This window comes from Haemophilus sp. HMSC71H05 (assembly GCF_001838635.1).
In the GTDB taxonomy this organism is placed as follows: domain Bacteria; phylum Pseudomonadota; class Gammaproteobacteria; order Enterobacterales; family Pasteurellaceae; genus Haemophilus_D; species Haemophilus_D parainfluenzae_R.
Genome location: NZ_KV838026.1, coordinates 216,785 through 240,308, shown reverse-complemented (window position 1 = coordinate 240,308; position 23,524 = coordinate 216,785). Strand labels below are relative to the sequence as shown.

Below are 23,524 nucleotides of genomic sequence, written 5' to 3'. Positions count from 1 at the left end.
CCGCCCTTATTTTTTTACCCAAATAGCTTATTTTTCATTTTTGATATTAGAGAAAATATTCGCCAAAATTGGACCCGATACATTGTGCCAGAAACTAAATAAAGCACTTGGTACTGCGGCAATTGGGTTGAAATGAGCGGCTGCCAGTGCAGCACCTAAACCGGAGTTTTGCATACCCACTTCAATTGCTACTGCTTTACTATCCGCCGTATTAAGTTTAAATAATTTTGCCGCAAAGTAGCCAATTAAATAGCCTAAGCAGTTATGTAAAACCACCACGCTGAAAATTAATAGGCCAGATTCTACAATCTTATCTTTACTTACTGCTACGACGGCTGCAAGGATTAATACAATAGAAATAACAGAGACTAATGGCATAGTTTGGCTTGCTTGTTCCACTTGTTTTTTGAAGAGTGCACGAACAACTAAACCTAAGAAAATTGGGAACAACACCATTTTTAATACAGACATAAACATTGCACCTGCATCAATATCTAACCATTGGCTTGCTAATACATAGAAAATAGCAGGGGTTAATACTGGTGAAAGTAAGGTTGAGATTGTGGTACAAGCAACAGAAAGCGCGGTATTACCTTTCGCTAAATAAGTCATTACGTTTGATGACGTACCACCTGGGCAAGAACCCACAAGAATTACACCAACCGCTAAATCAGCTGGCAAATCAAAGGCTTTTGCTAATCCAAATGCAATAGCAGGCATGATAATGAATTGACCCGCTACACCAATGAATACAGATTTCGGGTGTTTAGCCACTTCACTGAAATCAGCGAAAGTTAAGGTAATCCCCATGCCAAACATCACCAAACCTAAAAGGTAAGGAATGTAGGGTGCAAAAATTTTGAATTGCTCTGGGAAGAGAAAGGCGAGAAGAGCAAAAACAATCGCCCATAGTGCGAAAGTTTTGCTCACAAAGTTAGTGAGTTTTAATAACGCTTGCATAGTTGCTTTCCTATTTTGTTAAAAAGAATGAAAAGAGCGGTCAATTTTAAAGACGTTTTTTTGAGATGTCTATGCCTAACTTATTTTAAAGAGAATTAGGAAGTCGTTGTTTGCCAAGCATTTTCATCAAGTAATTGACCAAAATGGCTTTCTACAAGCAGGCGAGTAATATTATTTTGAGGATTAGAAAAGATCTCTCTTGGTGTACCAGATTCGATAATTTCACCATCATCCATCACCAAAACTTGATCGGCAATATGTTTGATAATGCCTAAATTTTGTCCAACATAAATATAGGAAATCCCTAAATGTTCTTGTAAATCTAAAATCAGATTAAGCAATTGAATACGCACAGAGGCATCTAATGTACTCAATGCATCATCAATAATAATGATCTCGGGTTGAAGAATTAGAGCGCGAGCTAAGGCGATCCGCTGTTTTTGACTGACCGAAAGATGTTTAATTTTCAGATTCGTGTAATCAGGATAAAGCCCCACCAGAGATAGTGTTTCAAAGATCTTTTCATTGCGAGTCTCTTCATCCCAATCGGTAATTAATCGTAGTGGTGCATCTAAGGCTTGTCCAATATTTAAACGCGGGTTAAACGCTGAATTCGCATCTTGGAAAACCATTCGAATATGCTGTGCACGATAGTGAAAATCTTCAAATTGTAATGGTAAACCATTAAATAAGATTTTCCCTGATGTAGGAGAGGTAATTCCTGCAATCATTTTCACTAATGTTGATTTACCCGAACCATTTTTACCGATAATCGCAAGCGTTTCTTTACGGTTAAGCGTAAAGCTGACGTCTTTTACCGCATAAAACTGCTCGAAACCAAAAAGTTTTGCAGGGTCATCAAAGGTTTTACTGAGATTTTCCACTTGTAATAATGGCATTATTCGTTTCCTTTTGATTCGGTATTGAGCGTAAGTGGTGAAGTTGCAATTTTATCTTTAAACTGCCGTTCTCGAAGATTAATCGGATGATGGCAGGAAAACTCATGCTGTTTAATGCGATATCGGCTTGGTTTTTGAATACATTCACGCTGAGCAAAAGGGCAGCGTGGCCCTAAACGGCAACCAATCGGCATTTGTTCCAAAATCGGCACCGTGCCTTCTAATGTGCCTAATTTGCTTTTAAAACCTAAAGGGCGACTAAAATCGGGAACAGAGTAAAGCAATGCTTGTGTATAAGGATGATGAGGCATTTCTAATATTTGGTCGGTCGGCCCAGACTCTGTATTTTGCCCACAATAAAGAACGGAAATGCTATCACACCATTCACTGATACTTTTAAGATCGTTACTGGCTAATAAAATTGTTGTACCTTGGTTTTGGTTCATACTTGAAAGCAAACGGAAAATTTGCAATGCCGTAATGGATTCCAAAGAATTAGTGGGTTCATCTGCAATTAAGAGACGAGGTTGATTTGCTACAGCTACGGCAATCATCACTTTTTGACCTTCACCTTCAGTGAGTTCATTTGGATAACTCGCCATAATATCTTGGTGGTCTTTAATCCCTACACGGTGCAGTAATTCAATCGCACGACGTTTTTTCCAACCAAACCATTGCCACCAACGACCTTTAAAGGTCCAGTTTGGAATACTTTGAATAAGCTGTTTACCAATTTTTCGACTTGGATCAAGACAACTTAATGGGTTTTGAAAGATCATTGAAATTTCTTTTCCAACGATTTTTCGACGTTGATTCGGTGTCAGTTTAAGCAATTCAATATCATTAAAACGAAAACGGTCAGCGGTGACAATCCAGTTGTCTTTAATGGAATTACTGATTACTTTAGCGATTAAACTTTTACCTGAACCTGATTCACCGACGAGTCCTAGAATTTCCCCTTCATTAAGCGAAAGATTGACGCCGTCCACAATTTTCATGCGACCGTTTGGTGTTTGAATTTCAATATTAAGATTGCGAATATCTAACAGCGCCATGGGTTACTCGTAATATTTATTGATTGCTTTACACAATCCGTTAGTAAAAATAATGCTTAATAAAATGGTGAAAATAATAGCAAAGCCCGGTAATAAAACTGTCCAAGGGGCAAGATAAATCAGCTCTAACGAATCTTTAATCATTGCGCCCCATTCTGGCATTGGACGTTGTGCACCTAGAGAAATAAAGCTGAGTGCTGTAATATCTAAAATAGCAACTACAAAAGCGCGAGAAATTTCTTGCGTATAGACGACACTAATATTCGGTAAGATTGTCGTTTTTAATAATTCCCAGTTTGAAATACCATCTAATTTCAGTAAGAGAACGTAATCTTTCTTTAGTTCTTGCTGAATCGCTTGATAAATCGCATGGACAAAATACGGCAAAATAGCCAACATAGTGGCAAACATGGCGTTTATTAAGCTTGGTTCCATTAATGTAGAAATGATAATGGCAATCAGCAAAATAGGGATAGATAAAAACGCATCAAAAAAATGACCTAAAAAACGAGATTTAATCCCTTCTGACATACCGGCAAGAATACCTAATGCGCCACCAATAATTGCCACAGCAATGACCACTAAAAGAGAGGAACCGAGAGTATATTGTGTTCCCATAATTAATCGACTGAGTACATCACGGCCAAGATCATCTGTACCAAAGAAAAAAGCAATACGACCTTTTTCTACCCAAGATGGCGGCATGAGTTCTTCTCCGACAAACTCCATGCTTTCGCTATAAGGCATAATGAGTTTAGGAAAAAGTGCGGTCAAAATCAGAAGACAAAATAAATAGAAACAGAATAATGCCACGCGATTTTGACGGAAAAGCAACCAAATCTGAAAGAAGGAGGTGCTTTCGCGAAATTCATCAGGTTCTCTATCTTGCATACCAGCCCTTCTTATTCAATGGATCTAACACAAACATGAGCAACTTGGCGAACGTGTCAATAATAATGATACAAATACCAATTACAACTACACCGGCAGAAATACTGTTGTAATCTTGTTGGGTTACGGCATCAATCAACCAACGTCCAATTCCTGGCCAGCCTAATACTGTCTCAACCAACATACATTGCGTTAATACTAAGGTAAATACACGCGTAAGTTGTGGAATTAATAATGGAAAAGTATTGCGGAAAACATAACGTCTTAAAATTGTCCATTTTGACCAGCCACGTGTCGCTGCCGCTTTAGCATATTCTTGTTGAAGTAAATAATCTGCCCGTTGCTGAATGATGCGGATAAATTCCATGGTCGGCAGAATACAAAGCACTAATGTAGGCAAGGCTAGATGTTGTAAAACATTTTGTACGATTTTAGTTCGGTAAGGCACATCCACAAACCACACATCAATAATAGGGAAACCCGTGATAGGTTTGATTTCATAGAGTAAATTATATTGCCCAATGGCTGCGATCTCCCAGCTTTGAATCGCTGCTACATAAAGCAAAATTGGTGCAAACCAGAAAATCGGAATAGACAAACCAACATTGGATATACTCTGCAATGTACGTGAAAAAACACGTTGATTATAGACCGCACTTAATACGCCGAGAGGAATACCTAAGATACAAGCCAATAAAAGTGCGGTAAAACAGAGTTCTAATGTAGGTGGTAATACCGTAAAAATTAAATCTTTTAAGGATTCTCCACCGTTATAGGTAATCCCTAAATCGCCCTGTAACAATGATGTAAGGTAATGATAATAAGCACTATAAATGTTATTTGTGACAAGATCTGCATTGAGTGGATCTCGCATTAAAATCACAAAACTTAATACGGACAGAATCAATAATAAAATGGTTACCCAAATCACATGACGGATCGCTGAAACGAGCATTATTTATTCTCCTTATTTTTCATGAAATACAAGGTAGAAAAATTGATGCTACCAAATGGGGTCATCTCAATTCCTTTAACATTGCCGCGAGCGACCAAAAGTCGTTTGACGTTTGCAATTGGCACAATAGGCAATTCGTTTAAAATGAGGTCTTGTGCATTGTTATATGCTTTAGAGCGCTCATATAAATGATTGGTCGCCAGCGCACGATTCATCATCTTATCGAATTCAGGATTACACCAATTTGATAAATTCGTGATTTCATTTTGCGTATCACAACTTAAAATCGGACGCATAAAACCGTCAGGATCAAGGTTTCCAGCAAGCCAACCCGTTAAGATTAAATCGTAATCTTCTGTGCCTTTGCGTAATTGTTCGATTAAATATGTACGTGTGACTGACCGCACTTTAACATCCACTCCCGCTTTGGCTAAATCCCATTTAATGAACTCCGCCATTTTAATTGGGGCTGGGTTATACACTTGCTCTTCATTCATCACCCACATATTTAACGTGAGTTTTTTATCGCGTAATGTTTTCTCTGCTTCAGCTGGCTGGTAATCATAAGGAAAATCAGGCGTATTAATTGCAGAAGCCCAAGAAATCTCAGGAATAATGTTATTCGCCACTGTTGCTGTGTTGTGGTAAATATTTCGTACAATTCTAAAACGGTTCAAGCTTTGCGAAATAGCTTGGCGAATGGTTTTATCCTGCATTAATGGTTTTTGGAAATTAAAAGCCAAATAGGCCAAGTTCATTCCATCCGTAGATTGCAGATAATAACGGTCGTCCTTTTCACTTAACAAGCCGAGCTGACTGACTTCAGGATAAGAGGCGATTTGACATTCATTATTAAAGAATTTAATTAAACGTCCCGTGCGATCCGCAGAAAGATCCACAATGATATTTTTAATTTTGGCTTCTTTTTTCCAATAATCCTCATTGCGAACCAAGCGAACATATTGGTTATACACGTAATCTTTTACTTGATAAGGTCCCGTGCCAACAGGGTGCGTATCCAATTGGGTGAGATTATCATCCGCACTTAATTGATACGCATATTCTTGCGAGAAAATAATAGAGTATTGGCTAGCAAGATGCGACAGAATTGAGGCATCGGGTTCAAACAGGTCAATTTTGACCTGATAAGGATTGGTTGCCGTGATGCTTTTAATTTTTTGGTTTAATTTAATACTTTCAAAATACGGAAAGTGTACCTTCTTGGCCTGTTCGTGAAAGATTTTATATTGCGGATTTTTGTAGGTAACTACATCATCTGAGAGTGTTGGCAAGTAAGTATCATGACCTAAAACGCGATTAATCGAAAAGACCACATCTTCTGCATTAAAGTCACGCGTAGGCGTAAACCAAGGAGTGTGATGGAATTTCACCCCTTTACGAAGATTAATGAGGATTTGTTTACCATCAGATGAAAGAGAATAGGATTGTGCTAACACCGGAACAAGCGCTGCACTATGATCTTTAATATCAAACAATTTGTTATAAATTTGTTCCGTCACCACATTCATACTGGTGCCAGCGTCAGCAGTTTGCGGGTTAAAGGAAAAACCCGATGCATTCGTGCAGTATGTTAAGCCGTTTTCTGTCAACATTTTGGGTATGCTTGGCGCGGCTTGTGCCAGATTAATTTGGCTCAACCCACACAATAAAAAACAAAAAGTGACATTTCGACGTAACATAGCTTTATTATTAAAGACCGTTTTGTGATAAATTGAGTGAATTGTAAAATATCTTGGCAAAAATGGCTAGTTATTGGATTTTTAGGATATGTTTAAATCAATTAATCGGGAAATTAATCAAATAATCAATCGTGGATTTGACCGCACTTTACGTTTAGCTGTGACAGGGCTAAGTCGAAGCGGTAAAACAGCCTTTATTACAAGCTTGATTAATCAATTGTTACATATTAATCAAGAGGGAAATGCACATCTTCCTTTATTTGAGGCTGCTCGAAATCAATCTATTTTAGCGGTAAAACGTGTTCCTCAGCAGGATTTAAGTATTCCACGTTTTGATTATGAAGCGAATCTCAATGATTTAATGAATAATCCTCCACAATGGTGCCAATCTACTCGAGGCGTGAGTGAAACACGCCTTGCTATTCGTTTTGAACGCCAATCAGGCTTACTTCGCCATTTTAAAGAACGTGGCACATTATACTTGGATATTTTTGATTACCCTGGTGAATGGCTATTGGATTTACCTTTGCTGAATTTAGATTTTCAACAATGGTCACTTGAACAAGCCAAAATTACATCAGGTATTCGCCAGCAGTTTGCTCAAGATTGGTTGGATAAACTGAAAAAACTCGACCTAAGTGTGGTCGTCAATGAAGATGTTTTAGCGCAGATTGCAAAATCTTATACCGATTATTTGCTTGCCTGCAAAGCAGAAGGAATGCAATTTATTCAACCAGGTCGATTCGTCTTGCCTGGAGAATTAGAAGGTGCGCCTGTTTTACAATTTTTTCCGTTATTGCACTTGTCGGAAGAACAATGGTTAAAACTGAAAAAAGAGGCGAAATCCAATAGCTATTTTGCCGTGTTAAATAAGCGGTATGATTATTATCGTAATAAGGTGGTGAAAGGCTTTTATGAAAATTATTTTTCTACTTTTGATCGCCAAGTAATTTTAGCAGATTGCTTAACGCCACTGAATCATAGCCAACAAGCCTTTATCGATATGCAAACAGGGCTTAATCAGCTTTTCAAAAATTTCCATTATGGAAAACGCAATTTACTTAATCGCTTGTTTTCCCCGAATATTGATAAGCTTATGTTTGTGGCAACAAAAGCCGATCATATCACGACAGATCAAATTCAAAATTTAATTAGCCTAATGCGCCAATTGGTGCAAGAAGGTGGTCGTCATGTTGAATTTGAAGGAATTGATACAGAATACACAGCCATTGCTGCGATTCGAGCGACAAAACAAGTTTTAGTTAATCAAAACGGTAAACAAATTAAAGCTATTCAAGGAGTACGTTCTGTAGATAAGCAACTTATTACGCTTTATCCGGGATCTGTACCAAGCAAACTACCTAGTGCAGAGTTCTGGTCAAAACAATCTTTTGATTTTGATTCCTTTGAACCTCAAGTTTTACAGCAAGGTGAAAGCATCCCACATTTAAGAATGGATGCAGTTTTACAGTTTTTATTGGCGGACAGGTTTGATTGATAGAAAAATCAAATCAATTTAATTGTCAAATACTTAATATAAACCACTATTTTTTTATTGGTATTTAGGTAGAATCAATTTGAGTCTTTCTAAAGTAAAGGAGCTTATGATGAAAATGAAAACTCTCTTAGCATTAGCAATCAGCGGGATTTGTGCTGCTGGCGTGGCAAATGCACATGACCATATGGCAAAACCAGCAGGTCCTTCAATCGAAGTAAAAGTACAACAATTAGATCCTGCAAATGGTAACAAAGATGTAGGGACTGTAACTATTACTGAATCAAATTATGGTTTAGTGTTTACACCAAATCTACAAGGTTTAGCTGAAGGTTTACATGGTTTCCACATTCATGAAAATCCAAGCTGTGATCCAAAAGAAAAAGACGGTAAATTAACAGCAGGTTTAGCGGCTGGCGGTCACTGGGATCCTAAAGGTGCAAAACAACACGGTTATCCATGGCAAGATGATGCTCACTTAGGTGACTTACCGGCTTTAACTGTATTACATGATGGTACAGCAACTAACCCTGTTTTAGCGCCACGTCTTAAAAAATTAGATGAAGTTCGTGGTCATTCTATTATGATTCACGCTGGTGGCGATAACCACTCAGATCATCCAGCTCCACTTGGCGGTGGCGGCCCACGTATGGCATGTGGCGTGATTAAATAAGTCGATTATTTAAAGATAAAAAAGTGCGGTCAATTTTGACCGCACTTTGTGTTTAAACTCAATGCAACATCATATCTAGCTATTAGCAGTGGCTTGGAACATAGCTAAAGTAGTAATATATTTAATAATGAGCCTATGTATCAGGAGGAGTATTGAAAACTAAGCTATTACTTCAATATCTTATATTTTGGGTAATTATATTTATTATTTGTTTTACATCTTTTACATTCATATATAGTTTATTTGAAATTATTCTAAAGCTTGATGATTATTCTTTTTCTGATTTTAAGAAAACAGCATTTTTTTGGTTAAATATGTCTGCTGCAATGGCAACTTTAGTTTTGATAATTGAAGCTAGAAATAAGCGATGATAATTTCGTCAATATTTCAACAAGTACGAGTTCAAAAGTATTGGATAGATTGATATTTGAGTAGAATGTATCTTAAATGTCCAGATATAAGGTGAGGTCAATTTTAATGAGTTTTAAAACTTCACAAAATTAACCGCACTTTTATTTTTATCGTTTTACTTAACCACTTCCGCCGTATATTCCAATTTATGAATCGCATTAATCAATTGCTCATCAGAAACTTTCGGATCTTCTACAACAGTCACAGTTCTATCTTTAATGGAGGCTTTAGTGGAAATCACGCCATCAATATTACGTAATTCTTTATTCACCAAATAAGCACAAAGCTGGCAGTTCATTTCATTCACTTTTAACACAACTTGCTTTGTTTCTTCCGCTTGTGCGATAGAGAAGGTGAATAGTGAAAGAAAAAGTGCGGTCGTTAATTTCTTCATTTTTTGTTCCTAATTAGAAAGCTCTAAAATCCACGGTAAAATGGTTGGATAAGTTAAGAAAAAGAACATGACGATAAATACAATCCAATACAAAACAATGAGCTTTTTACGGGAAATGTATTTGCTGCAAATGATTTTTTTGGAAAACATCAACAACCAAAAGCCGTAGGCAAAGGCGCATAATGAAACGATAAGCATCGGAATGCGTAAATAATCATATTCACCCAAGCCAATCAACCATGTGGATGACACGCCAAATACTAAATAGATTAAAGGCGCAATACAACACAATGTTGAAGCCACCGCAGCACTTAGCGCGGTGGCAATCGCAACCCAAAAAGATTTATTAGAGCTTTTTAGAGACGTAGTCATATTTAAATTCTTTCGGGTCAAAGGAATTTAGCGGGTCACCACCGACTTCGGCATACGGATAGCCAAAGTTATTGAGTGGGGCAAGTTCTGGTTGCGGATATAAATCGAAGTCACGAGCATGATTAAAGCCTACCCAGTTAGCTTCCCAGTTACCGAATAAGTATTTGGCAACGGCTTGTGTATCCTTATCGTCAACGGATTTTTTCTCTGCTAAACGCATTTTTGCTACGTCTGCAGAATCAACAGGCACCCAACCGAAACCTGCAAGATAGAATTCAGCACGGCAATGCTGACCACCGCTTACGTTCGCTACGCCATGTTCATCCGCACTACCGAAAGCACCTTTGGAATATTTGCCCATTTTATCCGCTGCACCTAAACGAATACCGAAAATTTCACGAGCCGGAATACCGCTGGCACGAGCCAGTGCAACGAAGACAGAGTTAATATCGGTACATTTGCCTTTTAACACACCAGTGGTCAGAATTTTTTCTACATCACCATCGCCACAGCCTAGAACAGAATTGTCACGTTCCATATTGTTGACGATCCATTGGTGGATCAACTCAGCTTTTTTCAATGGATTGGTTTCAGTGCCTACAATTTTATCGGCGAACTGTTTCACGATACCATCAGTTTTAATATGTTGAGTCGGTTTTAAATATTCTTGTACATCAACAGAATAGTGAATATCTTTTGGTGGCGTGTAATTTTCTAGTGCACCTTTAACCATTGGTTCACGATCTTTGGTTTCAATCACCATTGTGATTTTTAAATCGCGTTTTTGTGCATCTTTATCCCAAGTTGCAAAGAGCGTTTTCGCACCATATTTGTTGTTTTCTGTTATATAGGCATCTAAATAGTTACCTTCAAAATGGATAGATTTTACCTGTTGATACTCACCATTAAATGGTAAAGGCACCCACAGATTCGCTTGTCCTTGCGAACCCTTTGGCGCAACTAAGTCATAAGTTTGAGTGAATTCATACAGATGAGAATCGGTATTGTAGTTTGGAATGTCGGTATTGGCGTAAGCCATGGAACATGCGGAGAGCACCGCAGTGGCGATAAGTTTCTTCATGAAAAGATCCTTCTTAGTTAACAGTTAAAACTTAACACATTAGATAAACTAATTGTGGACATGACTATAGTAGCTCATTTTATTTTCTAGTCAATATTGCTTTTTTATTTCAGCCATTTAAGATTTGCTAAAGAAATTCGAAGTAAAATACCGTTTCTATTTTTATTGGAAAGAATAATGACAAAACAAATTTTCACACAATCTCAACAACCAGAAGAGGAAGAAATTCTGCCTAAGCAGGAATTTTATAATGTTGAAACAACCATTGATAATGAACCTTTAGAAGGGGAGTTGTTGGACGAGCAATTTGAGCAAATTGTGAAACCTAAATCGAGTGGTTGGAAAACCGCTTTGAAATTGACCGCACTTTTATTTTTAGGGGCGACGGTTGCGCAATCTGTTCAATGGATTTGGGACAGTTATCAAAATCAACAATGGATTTACCTTGCTTTTGCCTTGGTAAGTTTTGTCGTTGTATTGTTTGGTTTATCTGAAATCATTGCAGAATGGCGACGTTTGGTGAAACTCAAAAAGCGTTTGAATCTACAAGAACAAAGTCAGCGGTTAATTGGTGAAAGTGCGGGTAAAAATCATCAAGTTTTTTCAGAACAGGATAGTGAGCAAGGAAAAGCCTTGTGTTTATCGATTGCCGATACCTTAAAATTGGATTCGCAACATCCCTCAATTGTCCAATGGGAAAAACAGCTGAATGAAAGTTATTCTGCTCGCGAAGTTACCCATTTATTTAGTAAGACGGTATTACAGTCTTTTGATCAAAAAGCGAAAAAACTGATTATGAAAATGTCGGCAGAATCCGCGGTGATTGTGGCAATTAGTCCTTTAGCTGTGATTGATATGTTTTTTATTGCGTGGCGAAATATTCGTTTAATCAATAAAATTGCAGCGATTTATGGGATTGAGCTTGGGTATTTTACCCGTCTTCGTTTGCTCAGAATGGTGTTAGTGAATCTTGCTTTTGCCGGTGCGACTGAAATCGTGCAAGATTTAGGGATGGATTGGCTTTCGCAAGATATTACCGCGAAACTTTCTGCACGAGCCGCACAGGGGATTGGTGTGGGATTATTGACAGCTCGATTAGGTATCAAAGCCATGGAGTTTTGTCGTCCATTGGCATTTGAAAAGTCAGAAAAACCAAAGCTTTCTCATGTGCAAAAAGAATTGCTGACGGTGATGAAAGATGCAGTGTTAGGCAAGAATAAACTGAAAGAAAAAGAAGAAGTGTAATAAAAAAGTGCGGTTAAAATTGACCGCACTTTTTTGTATAACAGAGATGATTAAAGTCCCGCTTTCAAGCTGGCCTCAATAAAGCGATCAAGATCGCCATCTAGCACGGCTTGCGTATTACGATTTTCAACGCCGGTGCGGAGATCCTTAATACGCGCATCATCTAACACATAAGAACGAATTTGGCTGCCCCAACCGATATCCGATTTATTATCCTCCATCGCTTGTTTGTCCGCATTTTTCTTTTGTAACTCAAGCTCATACAATTTTGCTTTTAACTGTTTCATGGCTTGATCTTTATTTTTGTGTTGAGAACGATCGTTTTGACATTGCACAACAATTCCACTTGGCATGTGAGTAATACGTACCGCACTTTCGGTTTTATTGACGTGCTGACCACCCGCACCGGATGCACGATAAACGTCAATACGTAAATCTGCCGGATTGATTTCAATATCAATATTGTCATCAATTTCAGGATAAACGAAAGCCGCTGCAAATGATGTATGACGACGGTTATTGGAGTCGAATGGACTTTTGCGCACTAAACGATGAATCCCCGTTTCTGTGCGTAACCAACCGAAAGCATATTCGCCACTAACACGAATCGTCGCGGATTTTAAGCCGGCGACATCGCCATCAGAGACTTCCATTAACTCAGTTTTAAAGCCTTTGCTTTCAGCCCAGCGAAGGTACATGCGAAGTAACATTTCTGTCCAGTCTTGTGCTTCTGTACCACCAGAGCCCGCTTGTAAATCGACATAACAATCGCATGCATCATGTTCACCGCTAAACATGCGGCGGAACTCTAATTTGGCAAGTTGTTGTTCAAGCTCATCTAATTCAGCAACGGCTTCATTGAAGGTCTCTTCATCTTCTGCTTCAACGGCTAATTCAAGCAGTCCTTCAATATCCTCTAAACCTTGTTCTAAATTCTTGATGGTATCAACCACTTGTTCAAGTGAAACGCGTTCTTTCCCAAGCGCTTGGGCTTTTTCGGGCTCGTTCCACACATCGGGTTGTTCTAATTCGGCATTAACTTCTTCTAAACGCTCAACTTTTGCATCGAAGTCAAAGATACCCCCGAAGCACAGAAGTGCGCTCGGAAAGGTCGGCAATTTTGTTTTTGATTGGATTGATTTCAAACATAATAAATAAACCTCTATAAGCGGCAGAAGTATAAGTCATTTTCAGTTTTTTGGGTAGTTTGGCTTGCACAAATCATCGATCCATTTATAATTCTAATCTTTGTTGTTTAGATATTTAGGAATAAAAATGAAAAAATTACTGACCGCACTTTTAATCACAGCTTCTGCCACAGCTATGGCGACTGATGCTGAGATTAAATCGAAATTACAAGCATTAGGTGCGAAAAATATTGAAGTGAAAGATTCACCGGTAAAAGGCCTTAAAACAGCGGTGACTGATCAAGGCATTTTATATGTGAGTGAAAATGGTCAATATGTTTTGCAAGGCAAAATGTATGAATTAACAAATAAAGGTCCAGTTGATGTAGCGGGTAAACTTTTAGCGGATAAAGTGAATGCGTTAAAAAACGAAATGATCATTTATCCAGCAAAAAATGAAAAATATGTTGTGACCGTATTCATGGATATTACTTGTCATTATTGTCATATTCTTCATCAACAAGTGAAAGAATATAATGATTTAGGTATTACCGTTCGTTATCTTGCATTCCCACGTGCTGGAATGAATGAAACTGCTCGTCAAATGGAAGCAATTTGGACAGCGAAAGATCCTGTGTTTGCATTGAACGAAGCTGAAAAAGGTAACTTACCGAAAGAATTAAAAACACCTAACATTGTGAAAAAACATTATGATTTAGGTGTACAACTTGGTGTAAAAGGTACGCCAAGTATTGTGACTTCAACAGGTGAAATGCTTGGGGGATATTTAAAACCTCAAGATTTATTAGCGGTGTTACAAGAATCTGCACAATAATTGTTAGTAGTGAGGGCGTATTGTATGCGCCCTTAAAATATTCATATCATCAAAACACATATCGAATGTGCCTTTAGTGGCCATTTTAAATAACGAAATACCGTGAAAAAACTCATCAAACGTCGTGAAATTCCTGCTGGAAATCCTGTTTCAGATAATGAATTACTCGATCGTCTCTATCGTTCTCGCCATATTAAAAACAGCCAAGAATTAGACCGCACTTTGCAATCAATGCTGAATCCCAATCAATTACACGGCATTCAACAGGCTGTAGATTTATTGGTTGATGCTTATCAACAGCAACAGAAGATTGTTATCGTCGGTGATTTTGATGCTGATGGGGCTACAAGTACGGCACTTTCAGTATTAGCTTTACGTATGCTTGGCTTTACGGATGTGGAATATCTTGTGCCGAATCGTTTTGAGCAAGGCTATGGTTTGAGTGTGCCTGTTGCTGAAATGGCAATGGAAAAAGGCGTGCAGTTATTGATGACAGTGGATAACGGAGTATCATCCTTTGAGGGCGTGGCGTATTTAAAAGAGCAGGGAGTAAAAGTGTTGATTACCGATCATCACTTACCACCAGAAATCCTGCCGAATGCTGATGCTATTGTTAATCCAAATTTGCAACAATGTGATTTCCCCTCAAAATGTTTAGCCGGTGTGGGCGTGGCGTTTTATTTAATGCTCGCTTTGCGTGCTAAATTTCGTGAATTGGGCATTTTTACGGCAGAAACACAACCTAATTTTACAGAGTTACTGGATTTAGTTGCGCTCGGCACGATTGCAGATGTGGTTCCTCTAGATCAAAATAATCGTATTTTAGCTCATCAAGGGTTGATGCGAATTCGTGCGAAACGCTGTCGTCCAGGAATTATTGCTCTCGCTGAAGTGGCTAATCGAGAAGTCGAAAAACTTTGTTCGACTGATTTGGGTTTTGCGATTGCTCCCCGTTTAAATGCTGCGGGTCGATTAGATAATATGTCTGTTGGTGTGGAGTTATTACTTGCAGAAAGTATGCAAGAGGCTAGAGCGCAAGCCTTAGATTTGGATAGTTTAAATCAAGCCAGAAAAGAAATTGAGCAAGGCATGAAGTTAGAAGCCTTAGAAATTTGCCGAAATCTCACCGCACTTTCTGATGAATTACCGATGGGGATAGCCTTATTTCAACCAGATTGGCATCAAGGTGTATTAGGCATAGTGGCCTCTCGAATTAAAGATCAATACCATCGACCAGTTATTGCTTTTGCGCAAGATCAAGAAGGTATTTTAAAAGGTTCTGCGCGTTCAATTGAAGGCTTGCATATGCGCGATGTATTAGAGCGCATCCATTCCCAACATCCTGATATGATTTTAAAATTTGGCGGTCATGCCATGGCAGCAGGATTAAGCATTAAAGAAAGCTTTTTCCTTGATTTTCAAAAGATTTTTAATCAAACGGTGCAAGATTGGTTAAATGAAGATCAATTACAAGGTGTGATTTGGACGGATGGCGAACTTCAAGCAAATGAATTTAGTATTGAAACTGCAGAAGTGATAAAATCTGGCGGACCTTGGGGACAAGCTTTTCCTGAGCCTGTTTTTGATGGTGAGTTTAAAATTTTTGAGCAACGCGCGATCGGGCAAAATCAAAATCACTTAAAAATGCTTGTAGAGCCTAAAAATGGTGGTCCATTATTAGATGCCATTGCGTTTAATATCGATACTCGGTATTATCCCGATTTGTCGATTAAGCAGGCAAAATTTGCTTATAAGTTAGAAATTAATGAGTTTCGTGGAAATCGAAACGTCCAATTATTAGTCGATTATATTGAACCAATTGGTTAATTTATGAAAAAAGTTTGGCAGAATAAATTATTAAAAGGATCCTTTGCAATGATATTGCTGAGTGTGACGAATGTCGCATTCGGTGAAGTCAGTGCAAAGGATTTTTCTGCCAAAAATCCACCGCACTTACCACCAGCGAATGTCGCACAGTTTGAAGATGGTCGAGATTATTTTTCATATCAAGAACCGATTGAACAAGCCAAAAGAAGCGATCGTAAAATTCCGATCCAATTTTTCTTTGATTATGACTGTCGAGTTTGTTCTTCAGCGCAAGACATCTTGCAGCTTTATAGCCAAATTCGCCCAAATAAAGTGGCATTAGATGAATACCCGGTTGCTACGAATGAAGCAAAATTTTCAGCGACAATATTTTATACCTTACAGCGTTTAAAAGTAGGCGAGTTGTCAGATACGCTGTTATTTGAAACCTCTGAAAAGGCACGTTATACCGAATTATCGTCATTAGATAAGATGCGAGAATGGATAGCCTCGCAAGGGATCAGTAAAGCTGAATTTAATAAAATCGTGCATTCTGCTGAAGTAAAAGAAGATGTGAATAATGCCATTAATTTAACAGAAGAATATGGCGTATTTACGTTCCCTTATGTGGTTGTGGGCGGAAAATATGTTCTCACCGCAAGTACATTATATAACGATGATTATGGCGTCGCGGTATTAGATTTCTTAGTGAATAAACTTGAGCAAGAAAGGAAAAAATAATGAAAATCGGGATTGTTGGTGCGATGGCACAAGAAGTGGAAATTTTATCCCAATTAATGACAGATAAAAAAGAAACGAAAATCGCAAGTGCGGTCATTTTTGAAGGCAAAATTAATGGTAAAGAAGTCGCATTATTGCAATCAGGGATTGGCAAAGTTGCGGCAGCTATTGGCACTACCGCTTTATTGCAATTGGCTAAACCTGATGTGGTTTTAAATACGGGCTCAGCAGGCGGTGTCGCAAAAGGTTTAAAAGTTGGGGATATCGTTATTTCAGATGAAACCCGCTATCACGATGCTGATGTGACGGCATTTGGCTATGAAAAAGGTCAATTACCCGCGAATCCAGCGGCTTTTCTTTCAGATAAACAATTAGCCGATTTAGCCGATGAAATTGCCCAATCACAAGGGCAAAATGTGAAACGTGGTTTAATTTGCTCGGGAGATAGCTTTATTAATAGTGAAGAAAAAATTGCTCAAATTAAAGCGGATTTCCCAAATGTGACAGCTGTAGAAATGGAAGCAACCGCGATTGCACAAGTTTGTCATGCCTTTAACGTACCTTTTGTGGTCGTTCGAGCTATTTCAGATGCAGGTGATGGCGAAGCGAGTATGTCATTTGAAGAGTTTTTACCCTTGGCTGCAAAGCAGTCTTCGGCGTTAGTGTTGGCAATGATAGATAGACTATAGTGCTTTATAATCTGTAAATAAGATGATTAATTTTTGAATAAAACAACAAACATTGTTTAAAAAGGCATAGTTAACTAACTATGCCTTTTATATAAACCCATTAGAATTTATAGTTTAAACTGAGAATATAAGTTCTTCCTCGTGCAAAATTGTAAAGTACAGATTTATCTTTTATTCCGTTTTCGCAAGTATCATTTTTGCTACAAATGGAATCATTTAAGCTTGAATAATATCGTTGAGATGCCGCATCGTTGCCAGAATCTAAAGGATCAACATAACGTTTATCTAGTAGGTTTTGTACTTCAGCTTTGATAATCAAATCTTTGATAGGTTCGTAACTTATATGCAAATCTAAAATAATCGGTTGTTTATTAATTTCCTCTGTTTTCTTAATTGCATAATAAGTTCTTTCATGACTAGTATTTAATTCAAATTCAGAACCGTTAATATAGTCTTCTTGAATGGTTGCCCGTTTGCTTTTCCCATAGTAACGAGCAGCAATACCAACAGTTAATTTTTGATCAAACCAGCGAGAGCCAAGTTCTAATCTTCCATAATCTTTAGGTAACATTGAGATACGAGATAGACCATAACCTTGTTTTAGAATGTCATCTTTTGATGCGTTGTTAGGACGTGGGCTTGCATCTGCATAATTGGTTGGTTGATTTGTTCGTTGATATGAATAAGACAGATTTGCAAAGAAACGTCCCATGTCATAGTTAATTTCTAACTCAACACCGCTTTTTTTCACAATAGGCTTATAATTTTGATGAGCAATGGTAAATCTAAATCCATTATTAGCTGCCCAGTCAGGAACAACACCATCTCTCCACCATACACCATATACATTATGAATATAATTTTTGATGAAACTGCGATATCCCACTAGTTTTAAACCTAGAACATCTTCTTCTGTAAAAACAGCTTTTTTATAGGTATTAAACCCAAGTTGATAGGTTTCAGCTCGCTCAGGTTTTAATGCTGTATTTACGCCAACATCAGAGACTTGAGAGAAGAACATTTCTTGAATATTTGGCATTCTATGTGTGCGCGAATAGGTGAAAAACGGCATAAAATAATCATTGATATCTGCACTAAGTATTGCTGAGTGATTTATCGCTGTTTTATGTCCTGATTTATGCAAAATCGGTTCATTAATTTGTGTCGGTGTATTTTCGTAACCTACATACTCACCGTTAAATGCATAATGCGTAAAATTGACACTATAATCTAAATGGTAAATTCCTTTAGAAAGTGCGGTATCAAAATAAACAGTTTTAAATTTTTGTTTACCAGAAGGTTGTAAGATCACTGAACGTTGTGGTAATCCGCTTTTGCTCCCTTGGAAGCGGCCTAAATAACTATAGTTTCCTTGAGAGTGTGATTCATTGTTATAAAACAAACTTAATTCTTCTGGAAAACGGTTTTTACTATACTCATTAATAAAGTAGTTAAAGCCCAATGTGGTTTTTAAATCGATTTCTTTTGGCAATAAAAAAGTATAGCTATTGTTAATATCAATAATATTTGCCACATTCTTTGTAATTAATTTATCTTCTACTTGCCAACCAGAAAAGAATGCACCTTTAGGATAAATGGTTTTACCTAAGTTATGTGCTACCATTAGATTTAGATCAAGATAGCGATTATTATTAAAGTTATAATTTAATTGATAATTACGATTTTCAATTTTTCGAGAACCAATTTTATTATCGAGAGTGCGAATTTGTGCACCTAAGGTATGGCGATCATCACCATACTCAAATTTTAATAAATGGCTACGAGAACGAGATTGCAAACTGCCAGGTTCAATAGGTGCGACGCTATATTGATCTTTATTACGTTCAAATGATTTGTCAGTTTTTTCAATTCCATCATCACCTTTTTGGAGCTCTTCAATATCCTCAGGTTTTTTTCCTGCTCCTAATTGTTGTAGAATGCTTGCTCTAGCCTGATTTTTATAAATATTTTTTACACTGGTCTCTGTTTCTTCAGGATCGTATATATTGGATTTTTCAATATGAGTAATACAATTTGAATCGGTCCATATTGTTTCTGTTTCTCCTGTTAAATCATTAGAGCTTGTCGTTTTTTCTGTACTTCCATGAAATGTTGGATTGGGGGCATTACAAGACCAATGGTTTTTACTTAAATCAGGTGTCCACTGTCCAGCTGAATTTAAAACATAACCTGCATTGTGGAAATAGGCTTCTTTCTCTTTAGCAAGAATATCTTGTCCTAGCGAAGACAATCGTTCTCCTCCACCAATACGATAATCTTGTGAAACCTCACGTTGACTGTAACCATATACCACACCAACATAACCACCATTATCAAGCCATTTTCTACCTGCAGCCATTGTCATAAAATTCGATTTAGTTGCATTGCTCCCCGTCATTCCTTTTACGATGAGCCCAAAAGGTTTGTCATCAGTAATAACATCATTAACGCCTAATGTTCTAAAATTAGCACTCCCAGACAAGGTATTTATACCATTGGAACCAGAAAAATTACTTTTATTGACATCTACACCTGCAATAAAATTGGGATCTATCGCTGCACCAAATTGAGAGCTACCACCAGATTGTCCCGAATCCATTGAGGTGGAATAAAAGGTTTGTGTAACTCCATCGACCATTGTATTGACACGACCTAATCCATTTTCGCCACGAATATTCACAGAAACTACGCCAGCCCCTTTATCTTGTTGAGTAAAAGCACCAGGGATACTTCGAATAACTTGATCGATAGTTTGAGTATTCTTAAATATATGCTCCCTTGTACTTTTAGCTTTTGCTTCTGTGAATGGTTTCTTATCATTAGCCACATTTTTTTCGACCACATTTATTTGATCGAGTATTTCTTCTGTTTGAGCTTCAGCAATATTAATATTCATTGCATTTATTAGGCAAAATGTAACTAAGTTTAATTTTATTTCTTTCTTCATTTGTTACCCCTTTATTTTTTTTGAGAAAGATTCTCATTATCTTCTTTGGGGTGAGAGAATTCAAGGGATGAGATCATGAAATTTATATAAGAATTAAAGAATAATTTTCATGTTATATATGATGAAATTTTTAATTCTCCTTTTTTGTTGAAAACATAATAACGATTATTGAAGTTTTTCTTTTTATCGGTGGCGTTTGCCTTGACATTATAGGAGAGGATTAAGAGCTGATATTTTTTCTTTAAATTTTATATGAGTTATCAATGTTTATTTAGAACTGTGATAGGTGATTATTTTTAACATTTGGCAAAAGAATCTTTAGTGAAATAAATTATTTGTGTCTATAATATATCGGTTTTTGAAAAGTAAAAGGATAGAGATGATGGGGATAATTATCACCGTTGATGGCCCAAGTGGGGCTGGAAAAGGAACACTTTGTTACGCATTGGCAGAAAAGTTAGGTTTTACCTTATTAGATAGTGGCGCGATTTATCGCGTGACAGCATTGGCTGCACTGAAACGTCATGCAGACTTAACCGATGAAGAAGGATTAGCGGAGTTAGCACGTCATTTAGATATTCAGTTCATTCCAAAGAATGGAGAAGTCAATGTGCTTCTTGGAGGGATGGATGTGAGTCATTTAATCCGTACGCAAGAAGTGGCGGAAGCCGCTTCAAAAGTAGCGGTTTTCCCAAAAGTGCGGTCAGCTTTACTGCAACTTCAGCAGGATTTTGGCAAAAATGATGGCCTGATTGCTGATGGACGAGATATGGGAACTGTGGTTTTCCCAAATGCACAAGTTAAACTGTTTTTAGACGCGAGTGCGGAAGAACGTGCAAAAAGACGCTATAAACAGTTGCAAAATAAGGGAATTAATGGTAACTTTGCACAGATTTTAGCCGAGATACAAGAACGTGATTTTCGCGATAGAAATCGTGAGGTTGCGCCATTGAAACCGGCTGACGATGCTTTATTGTTAGATAGCACAACATTGAGTATTGATGAGGTCATTGCTCAAGCGTTGGATTATATTCAACAAAAAGTGTCAATTTCGATTTAACTGTTTATTCAAGGAAGAATAGACATTTATCCTCAACCCCGCATTTTATGGATCTTAATGTGGATGTTATTAACTTAAATTAAGAAGATTATTTATATGTCAGAATCTTTTGCTCAACTCTTTGAAGAATCATTAAAAGGCCTTGAAACTCGTCAAGGTTCAATCGTTAGCGGTACTGTTGTTGCTATTCAAAAAGGCTTTGTACTTGTTGATGCAGGCTTGAAATCTGAATCTGCAATTCCTGTTGCTGAATTCCAAAACGCTCAAGGTGAACTTGAAGTTAAAGTTGGCGACACAGTAAACGTAGCTTTAGATGCAGTTGAAGATGGTTACGGCGAAACTAAACTTTCTCGTGAGAAAGCTGTTCGTCACGAATCTTGGATTGAATTAGAAAAAGCTTACGAAGATAAAGCGACCGTTATCGGTTTAATCAACGGTAAAGTGAAAGGCGGTTTCACAGTTGAGTTAAACGGTGTTCGTGCATTCTTACCAGGTTCATTAGTTGACACTCGTCCAGCACGTGAAGCAGATCACTTACTTGGTAAAGAATTAGAATTCAAAGTAATCAAATTAGATCAAAAACGTAACAACGTTGTTGTTTCTCGTCGTGCAGTGATCGAATCTGAAAACAGCCAAGAACGTGAACAAATCCTTGAGAACCTAGCTGAAGGTTCAGAAGTTAAAGGTATCGTTAAAAACTTAACTGACTACGGTGCATTCGTAGATTTAGGTGGCGTTGACGGTTTATTACACATCACTGATATGGCTTGGAAACGTGTTAAACACCCAAGCGAAATCGTGAATGTAGGCGACGAAGTAACTGTTAAAGTATTAAAATTTGACAAAGATCGTACTCGTGTATCTTTAGGCTTAAAACAATTAGGTCAAGATCCTTGGATTGCTATCGCTGAAAACCACCCAGTAAACAGCAAATTAACTGGTAAAGTAACTAACTTAACTGACTATGGTTGTTTCGTTGAAATCTTAGATGGCGTTGAAGGTTTAGTTCACGTTTCTGAAATGGATTGGACTAACAAAAACATCCACCCATCTAAAGTTGTAAGCCTTGGCGATACAGTTGAAGTAATGGTGTTAGAAGTTGACGAAGAACGTCGTCGCATTTCTTTAGGTTTAAAACAATGTAAACCTAACCCATGGACTCAATTCGCTGAAACTCACAACAAAGGTGACAAAGTTACTGGTAAAATCAAATCAATCACTGATTTCGGTATCTTCATCGGTCTTGAAGGTGGTATCGACGGTTTAGTTCACTTATCTGACATTTCTTGGAATGTTGCAGGTGAAGAAGCAGTTCGTAACTACAAAAAAGGTGACGAAGTTTCTGCAGTAGTATTAGCAGTAGACGCAGTGAAGGAACGTATTTCTTTAGGTATCAAACAACTTGAAGATGATCCATTCAACAACTTCGTAGCAGTTAACAAGAAAGGTGCAGTAGTTTCTGCAACTGTTGTTGAAGCTGATGCTAAAGGTGCTAAAGTTGAATTAGCAGGTGGCGTTGAGGGTTATATCCGTGCAGCAGACTTAACAAACGAAGTGGCAGCAGGTGATGTAGTTGAAGCGAAATACACTGGTGTTGATCGTAAAGCTCGTATCGTTCACTTATCTGTAAAAGCGAAAGATCAAGCTGAAGAAGCTGCGGCAGTTGCAAACGTGAATAACAAACAAGAAGATGTTGCTATTCCAAACGCAATGGCTGAAGCTTTCAAAGCAGCTAAAGGTGAATAATTAATTCACATAAATAAGGCTGGGTCATTGACTCAGCCTTATTATTACCAACTATAATTAACAAGGATTTAGCGGTAATTTATTATGAACTAATGCATTACCTGTAAGTCTTAATAACAAGTTTAAGTATAAATTTAAAGGAGAGTTGACGATGACTAAATCTGAACTAATTGAAAATCTATCAACAAAGCACCCAACTTTATCCGCAAAAGAAGTAGAAGGTATTGTAAAGGATATTCTTGAACTCATTGCACAATCTTTAGAAGAAGGTAATCGTATTGAAGTGCGTGGTTTTGGTAGCTTCTCTTTACACCATCGTCAACCACGAGTTGGCCGTAATCCTAAAACCGGTGATTCTGTAAAATTAGATGCTAAATCTGTACCGCACTTTAAAGCGGGTAAAGAATTAAAAGATCGCGTAAATGTTTTTGCTTAAACATTC

Annotated in this window: 21 protein-coding genes; 10 read left to right on the top strand and 11 right to left on the bottom strand. The window is 37.6% G+C overall.

Features of this window, described 5'->3' with window-relative positions; all coding sequences use genetic code 11:
• Positions 1-27: 27 nt before the first annotated feature.
• The 6 genes from HMPREF3279_RS02490 to HMPREF3279_RS02465 all read right to left on the bottom strand — a co-directional run bounded on the left by HMPREF3279_RS02490 (position 28) and on the right by HMPREF3279_RS02465 (position 6,460).
• Positions 28-960 (bottom strand): bile acid:sodium symporter family protein, encoded by a 933-nt coding sequence (locus HMPREF3279_RS02490; protein ID WP_049365906.1) that lies wholly within the window; start codon positions 958-960, stop codon positions 28-30.
• 95 nt (positions 961-1,055) lie between these two features.
• A complete protein-coding gene (locus tag HMPREF3279_RS02485; RefSeq protein WP_049367512.1) occupies positions 1,056-1,859 on the bottom strand; it encodes a peptide ABC transporter ATP-binding protein in 804 nt (267 codons plus the stop codon).
• Positions 1,859-2,914 carry a peptide ABC transporter ATP-binding protein gene (locus tag HMPREF3279_RS02480; RefSeq protein ID WP_049367513.1) on the bottom strand — a complete coding sequence of 352 codons (1,056 nt, stop codon included), beginning with the start codon at positions 2,912-2,914 and terminating at the stop codon, positions 1,859-1,861. Before HMPREF3279_RS02480 ends, HMPREF3279_RS02485 begins: the two co-directional genes overlap by 1 nt.
• Before the next feature lie 3 nt (positions 2,915-2,917).
• Positions 2,918-3,805 (bottom strand): ABC transporter permease subunit, encoded by an 888-nt coding sequence (locus tag HMPREF3279_RS02475; RefSeq protein ID WP_049367514.1) that lies wholly within the window; start codon positions 3,803-3,805, stop codon positions 2,918-2,920.
• Positions 3,795-4,760 carry an ABC transporter permease gene (locus HMPREF3279_RS02470; protein WP_070867970.1) on the bottom strand — a complete coding sequence of 322 codons (966 nt, stop codon included), beginning with the start codon at positions 4,758-4,760 and terminating at the stop codon, positions 3,795-3,797. Before HMPREF3279_RS02470 ends, HMPREF3279_RS02475 begins: the two co-directional genes overlap by 11 nt.
• Positions 4,760-6,460: an ABC transporter substrate-binding protein gene (locus tag HMPREF3279_RS02465; RefSeq protein WP_070867969.1), complete on the bottom strand. Its 1,701-nt coding sequence runs from the start codon at positions 6,458-6,460 to the stop codon at positions 4,760-4,762. Before HMPREF3279_RS02465 ends, HMPREF3279_RS02470 begins: the two co-directional genes overlap by 1 nt.
• 88 nt (positions 6,461-6,548) lie before the next feature.
• On the opposite strand from HMPREF3279_RS02465, the gene HMPREF3279_RS02460 reads away from it, so the two are divergent.
• Positions 6,549-7,958 carry a YcjX family GTP-binding protein gene (locus HMPREF3279_RS02460; RefSeq protein WP_070592245.1) on the top strand — a complete coding sequence of 470 codons (1,410 nt, stop codon included), beginning with the start codon at positions 6,549-6,551 and terminating at the stop codon, positions 7,956-7,958.
• A gap of 109 nt (positions 7,959-8,067) precedes the next feature.
• Positions 8,068-8,628 (top strand): superoxide dismutase family protein, encoded by a 561-nt coding sequence (gene sodC / locus HMPREF3279_RS02455; RefSeq protein ID WP_005695896.1) that lies wholly within the window; start codon positions 8,068-8,070, stop codon positions 8,626-8,628.
• A gap of 526 nt (positions 8,629-9,154) precedes the next feature.
• Here sodC and HMPREF3279_RS02445 read toward each other — a convergent pair.
• The 3 genes from HMPREF3279_RS02445 to HMPREF3279_RS02435 are packed head-to-tail and all read right to left on the bottom strand — an operon-like array spanning position 9,155 to position 10,886.
• Positions 9,155-9,433, bottom strand: coding sequence for a heavy-metal-associated domain-containing protein (locus tag HMPREF3279_RS02445; protein ID WP_070867967.1), 279 nt, complete (start codon positions 9,431-9,433; stop codon positions 9,155-9,157).
• A gap of 9 nt (positions 9,434-9,442) precedes the next feature.
• Positions 9,443-9,805 (bottom strand): mercuric transporter MerT family protein, encoded by a 363-nt coding sequence (locus HMPREF3279_RS02440; RefSeq protein WP_070592243.1) that lies wholly within the window; start codon positions 9,803-9,805, stop codon positions 9,443-9,445.
• A complete protein-coding gene (locus HMPREF3279_RS02435; RefSeq protein WP_070592242.1) occupies positions 9,780-10,886 on the bottom strand; it encodes a transglutaminase-like domain-containing protein in 1,107 nt (368 codons plus the stop codon). The genes HMPREF3279_RS02440 and HMPREF3279_RS02435 overlap by 26 nt, the downstream gene beginning before the upstream one ends.
• 177 nt (positions 10,887-11,063) lie before the next feature.
• On the opposite strand from HMPREF3279_RS02435, the gene HMPREF3279_RS02430 reads away from it, so the two are divergent.
• Positions 11,064-12,131: a TIGR01620 family protein gene (locus HMPREF3279_RS02430; RefSeq protein ID WP_070867966.1), complete on the top strand. Its 1,068-nt coding sequence runs from the start codon at positions 11,064-11,066 to the stop codon at positions 12,129-12,131.
• 50 nt (positions 12,132-12,181) lie between these two features.
• Here the strand turns inward: HMPREF3279_RS02430 and prfB are convergent.
• Positions 12,182-13,280, bottom strand: a protein-coding gene (gene prfB / locus HMPREF3279_RS09985) for a peptide chain release factor 2 (protein ID WP_143422657.1) whose coding sequence is annotated in 2 segments (ribosomal slippage) — positions 12,182-13,204 and positions 13,206-13,280 — 1,098 coding nt in all. Because the reading frame shifts where the segments join, the coding sequence is not laid out codon by codon here.
• 126 nt (positions 13,281-13,406) lie between these two features.
• Here prfB and dsbC point away from each other — a divergent pair.
• From dsbC to HMPREF3279_RS02410, 4 genes are all read left to right on the top strand, one after another.
• On the top strand, positions 13,407-14,093 hold the full coding sequence (gene dsbC / locus HMPREF3279_RS02425; protein WP_070867965.1) for a bifunctional protein-disulfide isomerase/oxidoreductase DsbC: 687 nt from the start codon (positions 13,407-13,409) through the stop codon (positions 14,091-14,093).
• A gap of 102 nt (positions 14,094-14,195) precedes the next feature.
• On the top strand, positions 14,196-15,920 hold the full coding sequence (recJ, locus tag HMPREF3279_RS02420) for a single-stranded-DNA-specific exonuclease RecJ (protein WP_070867964.1): 1,725 nt from the start codon (positions 14,196-14,198) through the stop codon (positions 15,918-15,920).
• A gap of 48 nt (positions 15,921-15,968) precedes the next feature.
• Entirely contained in the window at positions 15,969-16,640 is a 672-nt protein-coding gene (locus HMPREF3279_RS02415; protein ID WP_232090030.1) for a thiol:disulfide interchange protein DsbA/DsbL, read from the top strand.
• Positions 16,640-17,329 carry a 5'-methylthioadenosine/adenosylhomocysteine nucleosidase gene (locus HMPREF3279_RS02410; RefSeq protein WP_070867962.1) on the top strand — a complete coding sequence of 230 codons (690 nt, stop codon included), beginning with the start codon at positions 16,640-16,642 and terminating at the stop codon, positions 17,327-17,329. Before HMPREF3279_RS02415 ends, HMPREF3279_RS02410 begins: the two co-directional genes overlap by 1 nt.
• A gap of 100 nt (positions 17,330-17,429) precedes the next feature.
• Here HMPREF3279_RS02410 and HMPREF3279_RS02405 read toward each other — a convergent pair whose 3' ends face one another.
• Positions 17,430-20,276, bottom strand: a complete 2,847-nt coding sequence (locus HMPREF3279_RS02405) for a TonB-dependent receptor domain-containing protein (protein WP_070867961.1) — start codon at positions 20,274-20,276, stop codon at positions 17,430-17,432.
• Between the two features lie 382 nt (positions 20,277-20,658).
• On the opposite strand from HMPREF3279_RS02405, the gene cmk reads away from it, so the two are divergent.
• From cmk to HMPREF3279_RS02390, 3 genes are all read left to right on the top strand, one after another.
• Positions 20,659-21,336: a (d)CMP kinase gene (gene cmk / locus HMPREF3279_RS02400; RefSeq protein WP_070867960.1), complete on the top strand. Its 678-nt coding sequence runs from the start codon at positions 20,659-20,661 to the stop codon at positions 21,334-21,336.
• Between the two features lie 96 nt (positions 21,337-21,432).
• Positions 21,433-23,082, top strand: coding sequence for a 30S ribosomal protein S1 (gene rpsA / locus HMPREF3279_RS02395; protein WP_070867959.1), 1,650 nt, complete (start codon positions 21,433-21,435; stop codon positions 23,080-23,082).
• A gap of 151 nt (positions 23,083-23,233) precedes the next feature.
• Positions 23,234-23,518, top strand: a complete 285-nt coding sequence (locus tag HMPREF3279_RS02390) for an integration host factor subunit beta (protein WP_005695916.1) — start codon at positions 23,234-23,236, stop codon at positions 23,516-23,518.
• Positions 23,519-23,524 lie beyond the last annotated feature (6 nt).

What these genes read in the sequence shown, in the direction of transcription:
- HMPREF3279_RS02490 (WP_049365906.1), bottom strand. Translation starts at nt 960, where the DNA reads ATGCAAGCGTTATTAAAACTCACTAACTTTGTGAGCAAAACTTTCGCA.
- HMPREF3279_RS02485 (WP_049367512.1), bottom strand. Translation starts at nt 1,859, where the DNA reads ATGCCATTATTACAAGTGGAAAATCTCAGTAAAACCTTTGATGACCCT.
- HMPREF3279_RS02480 (WP_049367513.1), bottom strand. Translation starts at nt 2,914, where the DNA reads ATGGCGCTGTTAGATATTCGCAATCTTAATATTGAAATTCAAACACCA.
- HMPREF3279_RS02475 (WP_049367514.1), bottom strand. Translation starts at nt 3,805, where the DNA reads ATGCAAGATAGAGAACCTGATGAATTTCGCGAAAGCACCTCCTTCTTT.
- HMPREF3279_RS02470 (WP_070867970.1), bottom strand. Translation starts at nt 4,760, where the DNA reads ATGCTCGTTTCAGCGATCCGTCATGTGATTTGGGTAACCATTTTATTA.
- HMPREF3279_RS02465 (WP_070867969.1), bottom strand. Translation starts at nt 6,460, where the DNA reads ATGTTACGTCGAAATGTCACTTTTTGTTTTTTATTGTGTGGGTTGAGC.
- HMPREF3279_RS02460 (WP_070592245.1), top strand. Translation starts at nt 6,549, where the DNA reads ATGTTTAAATCAATTAATCGGGAAATTAATCAAATAATCAATCGTGGA.
- sodC (WP_005695896.1), top strand. Translation starts at nt 8,068, where the DNA reads ATGAAAATGAAAACTCTCTTAGCATTAGCAATCAGCGGGATTTGTGCT.
- HMPREF3279_RS02445 (WP_070867967.1), bottom strand. Translation starts at nt 9,433, where the DNA reads ATGAAGAAATTAACGACCGCACTTTTTCTTTCACTATTCACCTTCTCT.
- HMPREF3279_RS02440 (WP_070592243.1), bottom strand. Translation starts at nt 9,805, where the DNA reads ATGACTACGTCTCTAAAAAGCTCTAATAAATCTTTTTGGGTTGCGATT.
- HMPREF3279_RS02435 (WP_070592242.1), bottom strand. Translation starts at nt 10,886, where the DNA reads ATGAAGAAACTTATCGCCACTGCGGTGCTCTCCGCATGTTCCATGGCT.
- HMPREF3279_RS02430 (WP_070867966.1), top strand. Translation starts at nt 11,064, where the DNA reads ATGACAAAACAAATTTTCACACAATCTCAACAACCAGAAGAGGAAGAA.
- dsbC (WP_070867965.1), top strand. Translation starts at nt 13,407, where the DNA reads ATGAAAAAATTACTGACCGCACTTTTAATCACAGCTTCTGCCACAGCT.
- HMPREF3279_RS02415 (WP_232090030.1), top strand. Translation starts at nt 15,969, where the DNA reads ATGATATTGCTGAGTGTGACGAATGTCGCATTCGGTGAAGTCAGTGCA.
- HMPREF3279_RS02410 (WP_070867962.1), top strand. Translation starts at nt 16,640, where the DNA reads ATGAAAATCGGGATTGTTGGTGCGATGGCACAAGAAGTGGAAATTTTA.
- HMPREF3279_RS02405 (WP_070867961.1), bottom strand. Translation starts at nt 20,276, where the DNA reads ATGAAGAAAGAAATAAAATTAAACTTAGTTACATTTTGCCTAATAAAT.
- cmk (WP_070867960.1), top strand. Translation starts at nt 20,659, where the DNA reads ATGGGGATAATTATCACCGTTGATGGCCCAAGTGGGGCTGGAAAAGGA.
- rpsA (WP_070867959.1), top strand. Translation starts at nt 21,433, where the DNA reads ATGTCAGAATCTTTTGCTCAACTCTTTGAAGAATCATTAAAAGGCCTT.
- HMPREF3279_RS02390 (WP_005695916.1), top strand. Translation starts at nt 23,234, where the DNA reads ATGACTAAATCTGAACTAATTGAAAATCTATCAACAAAGCACCCAACT.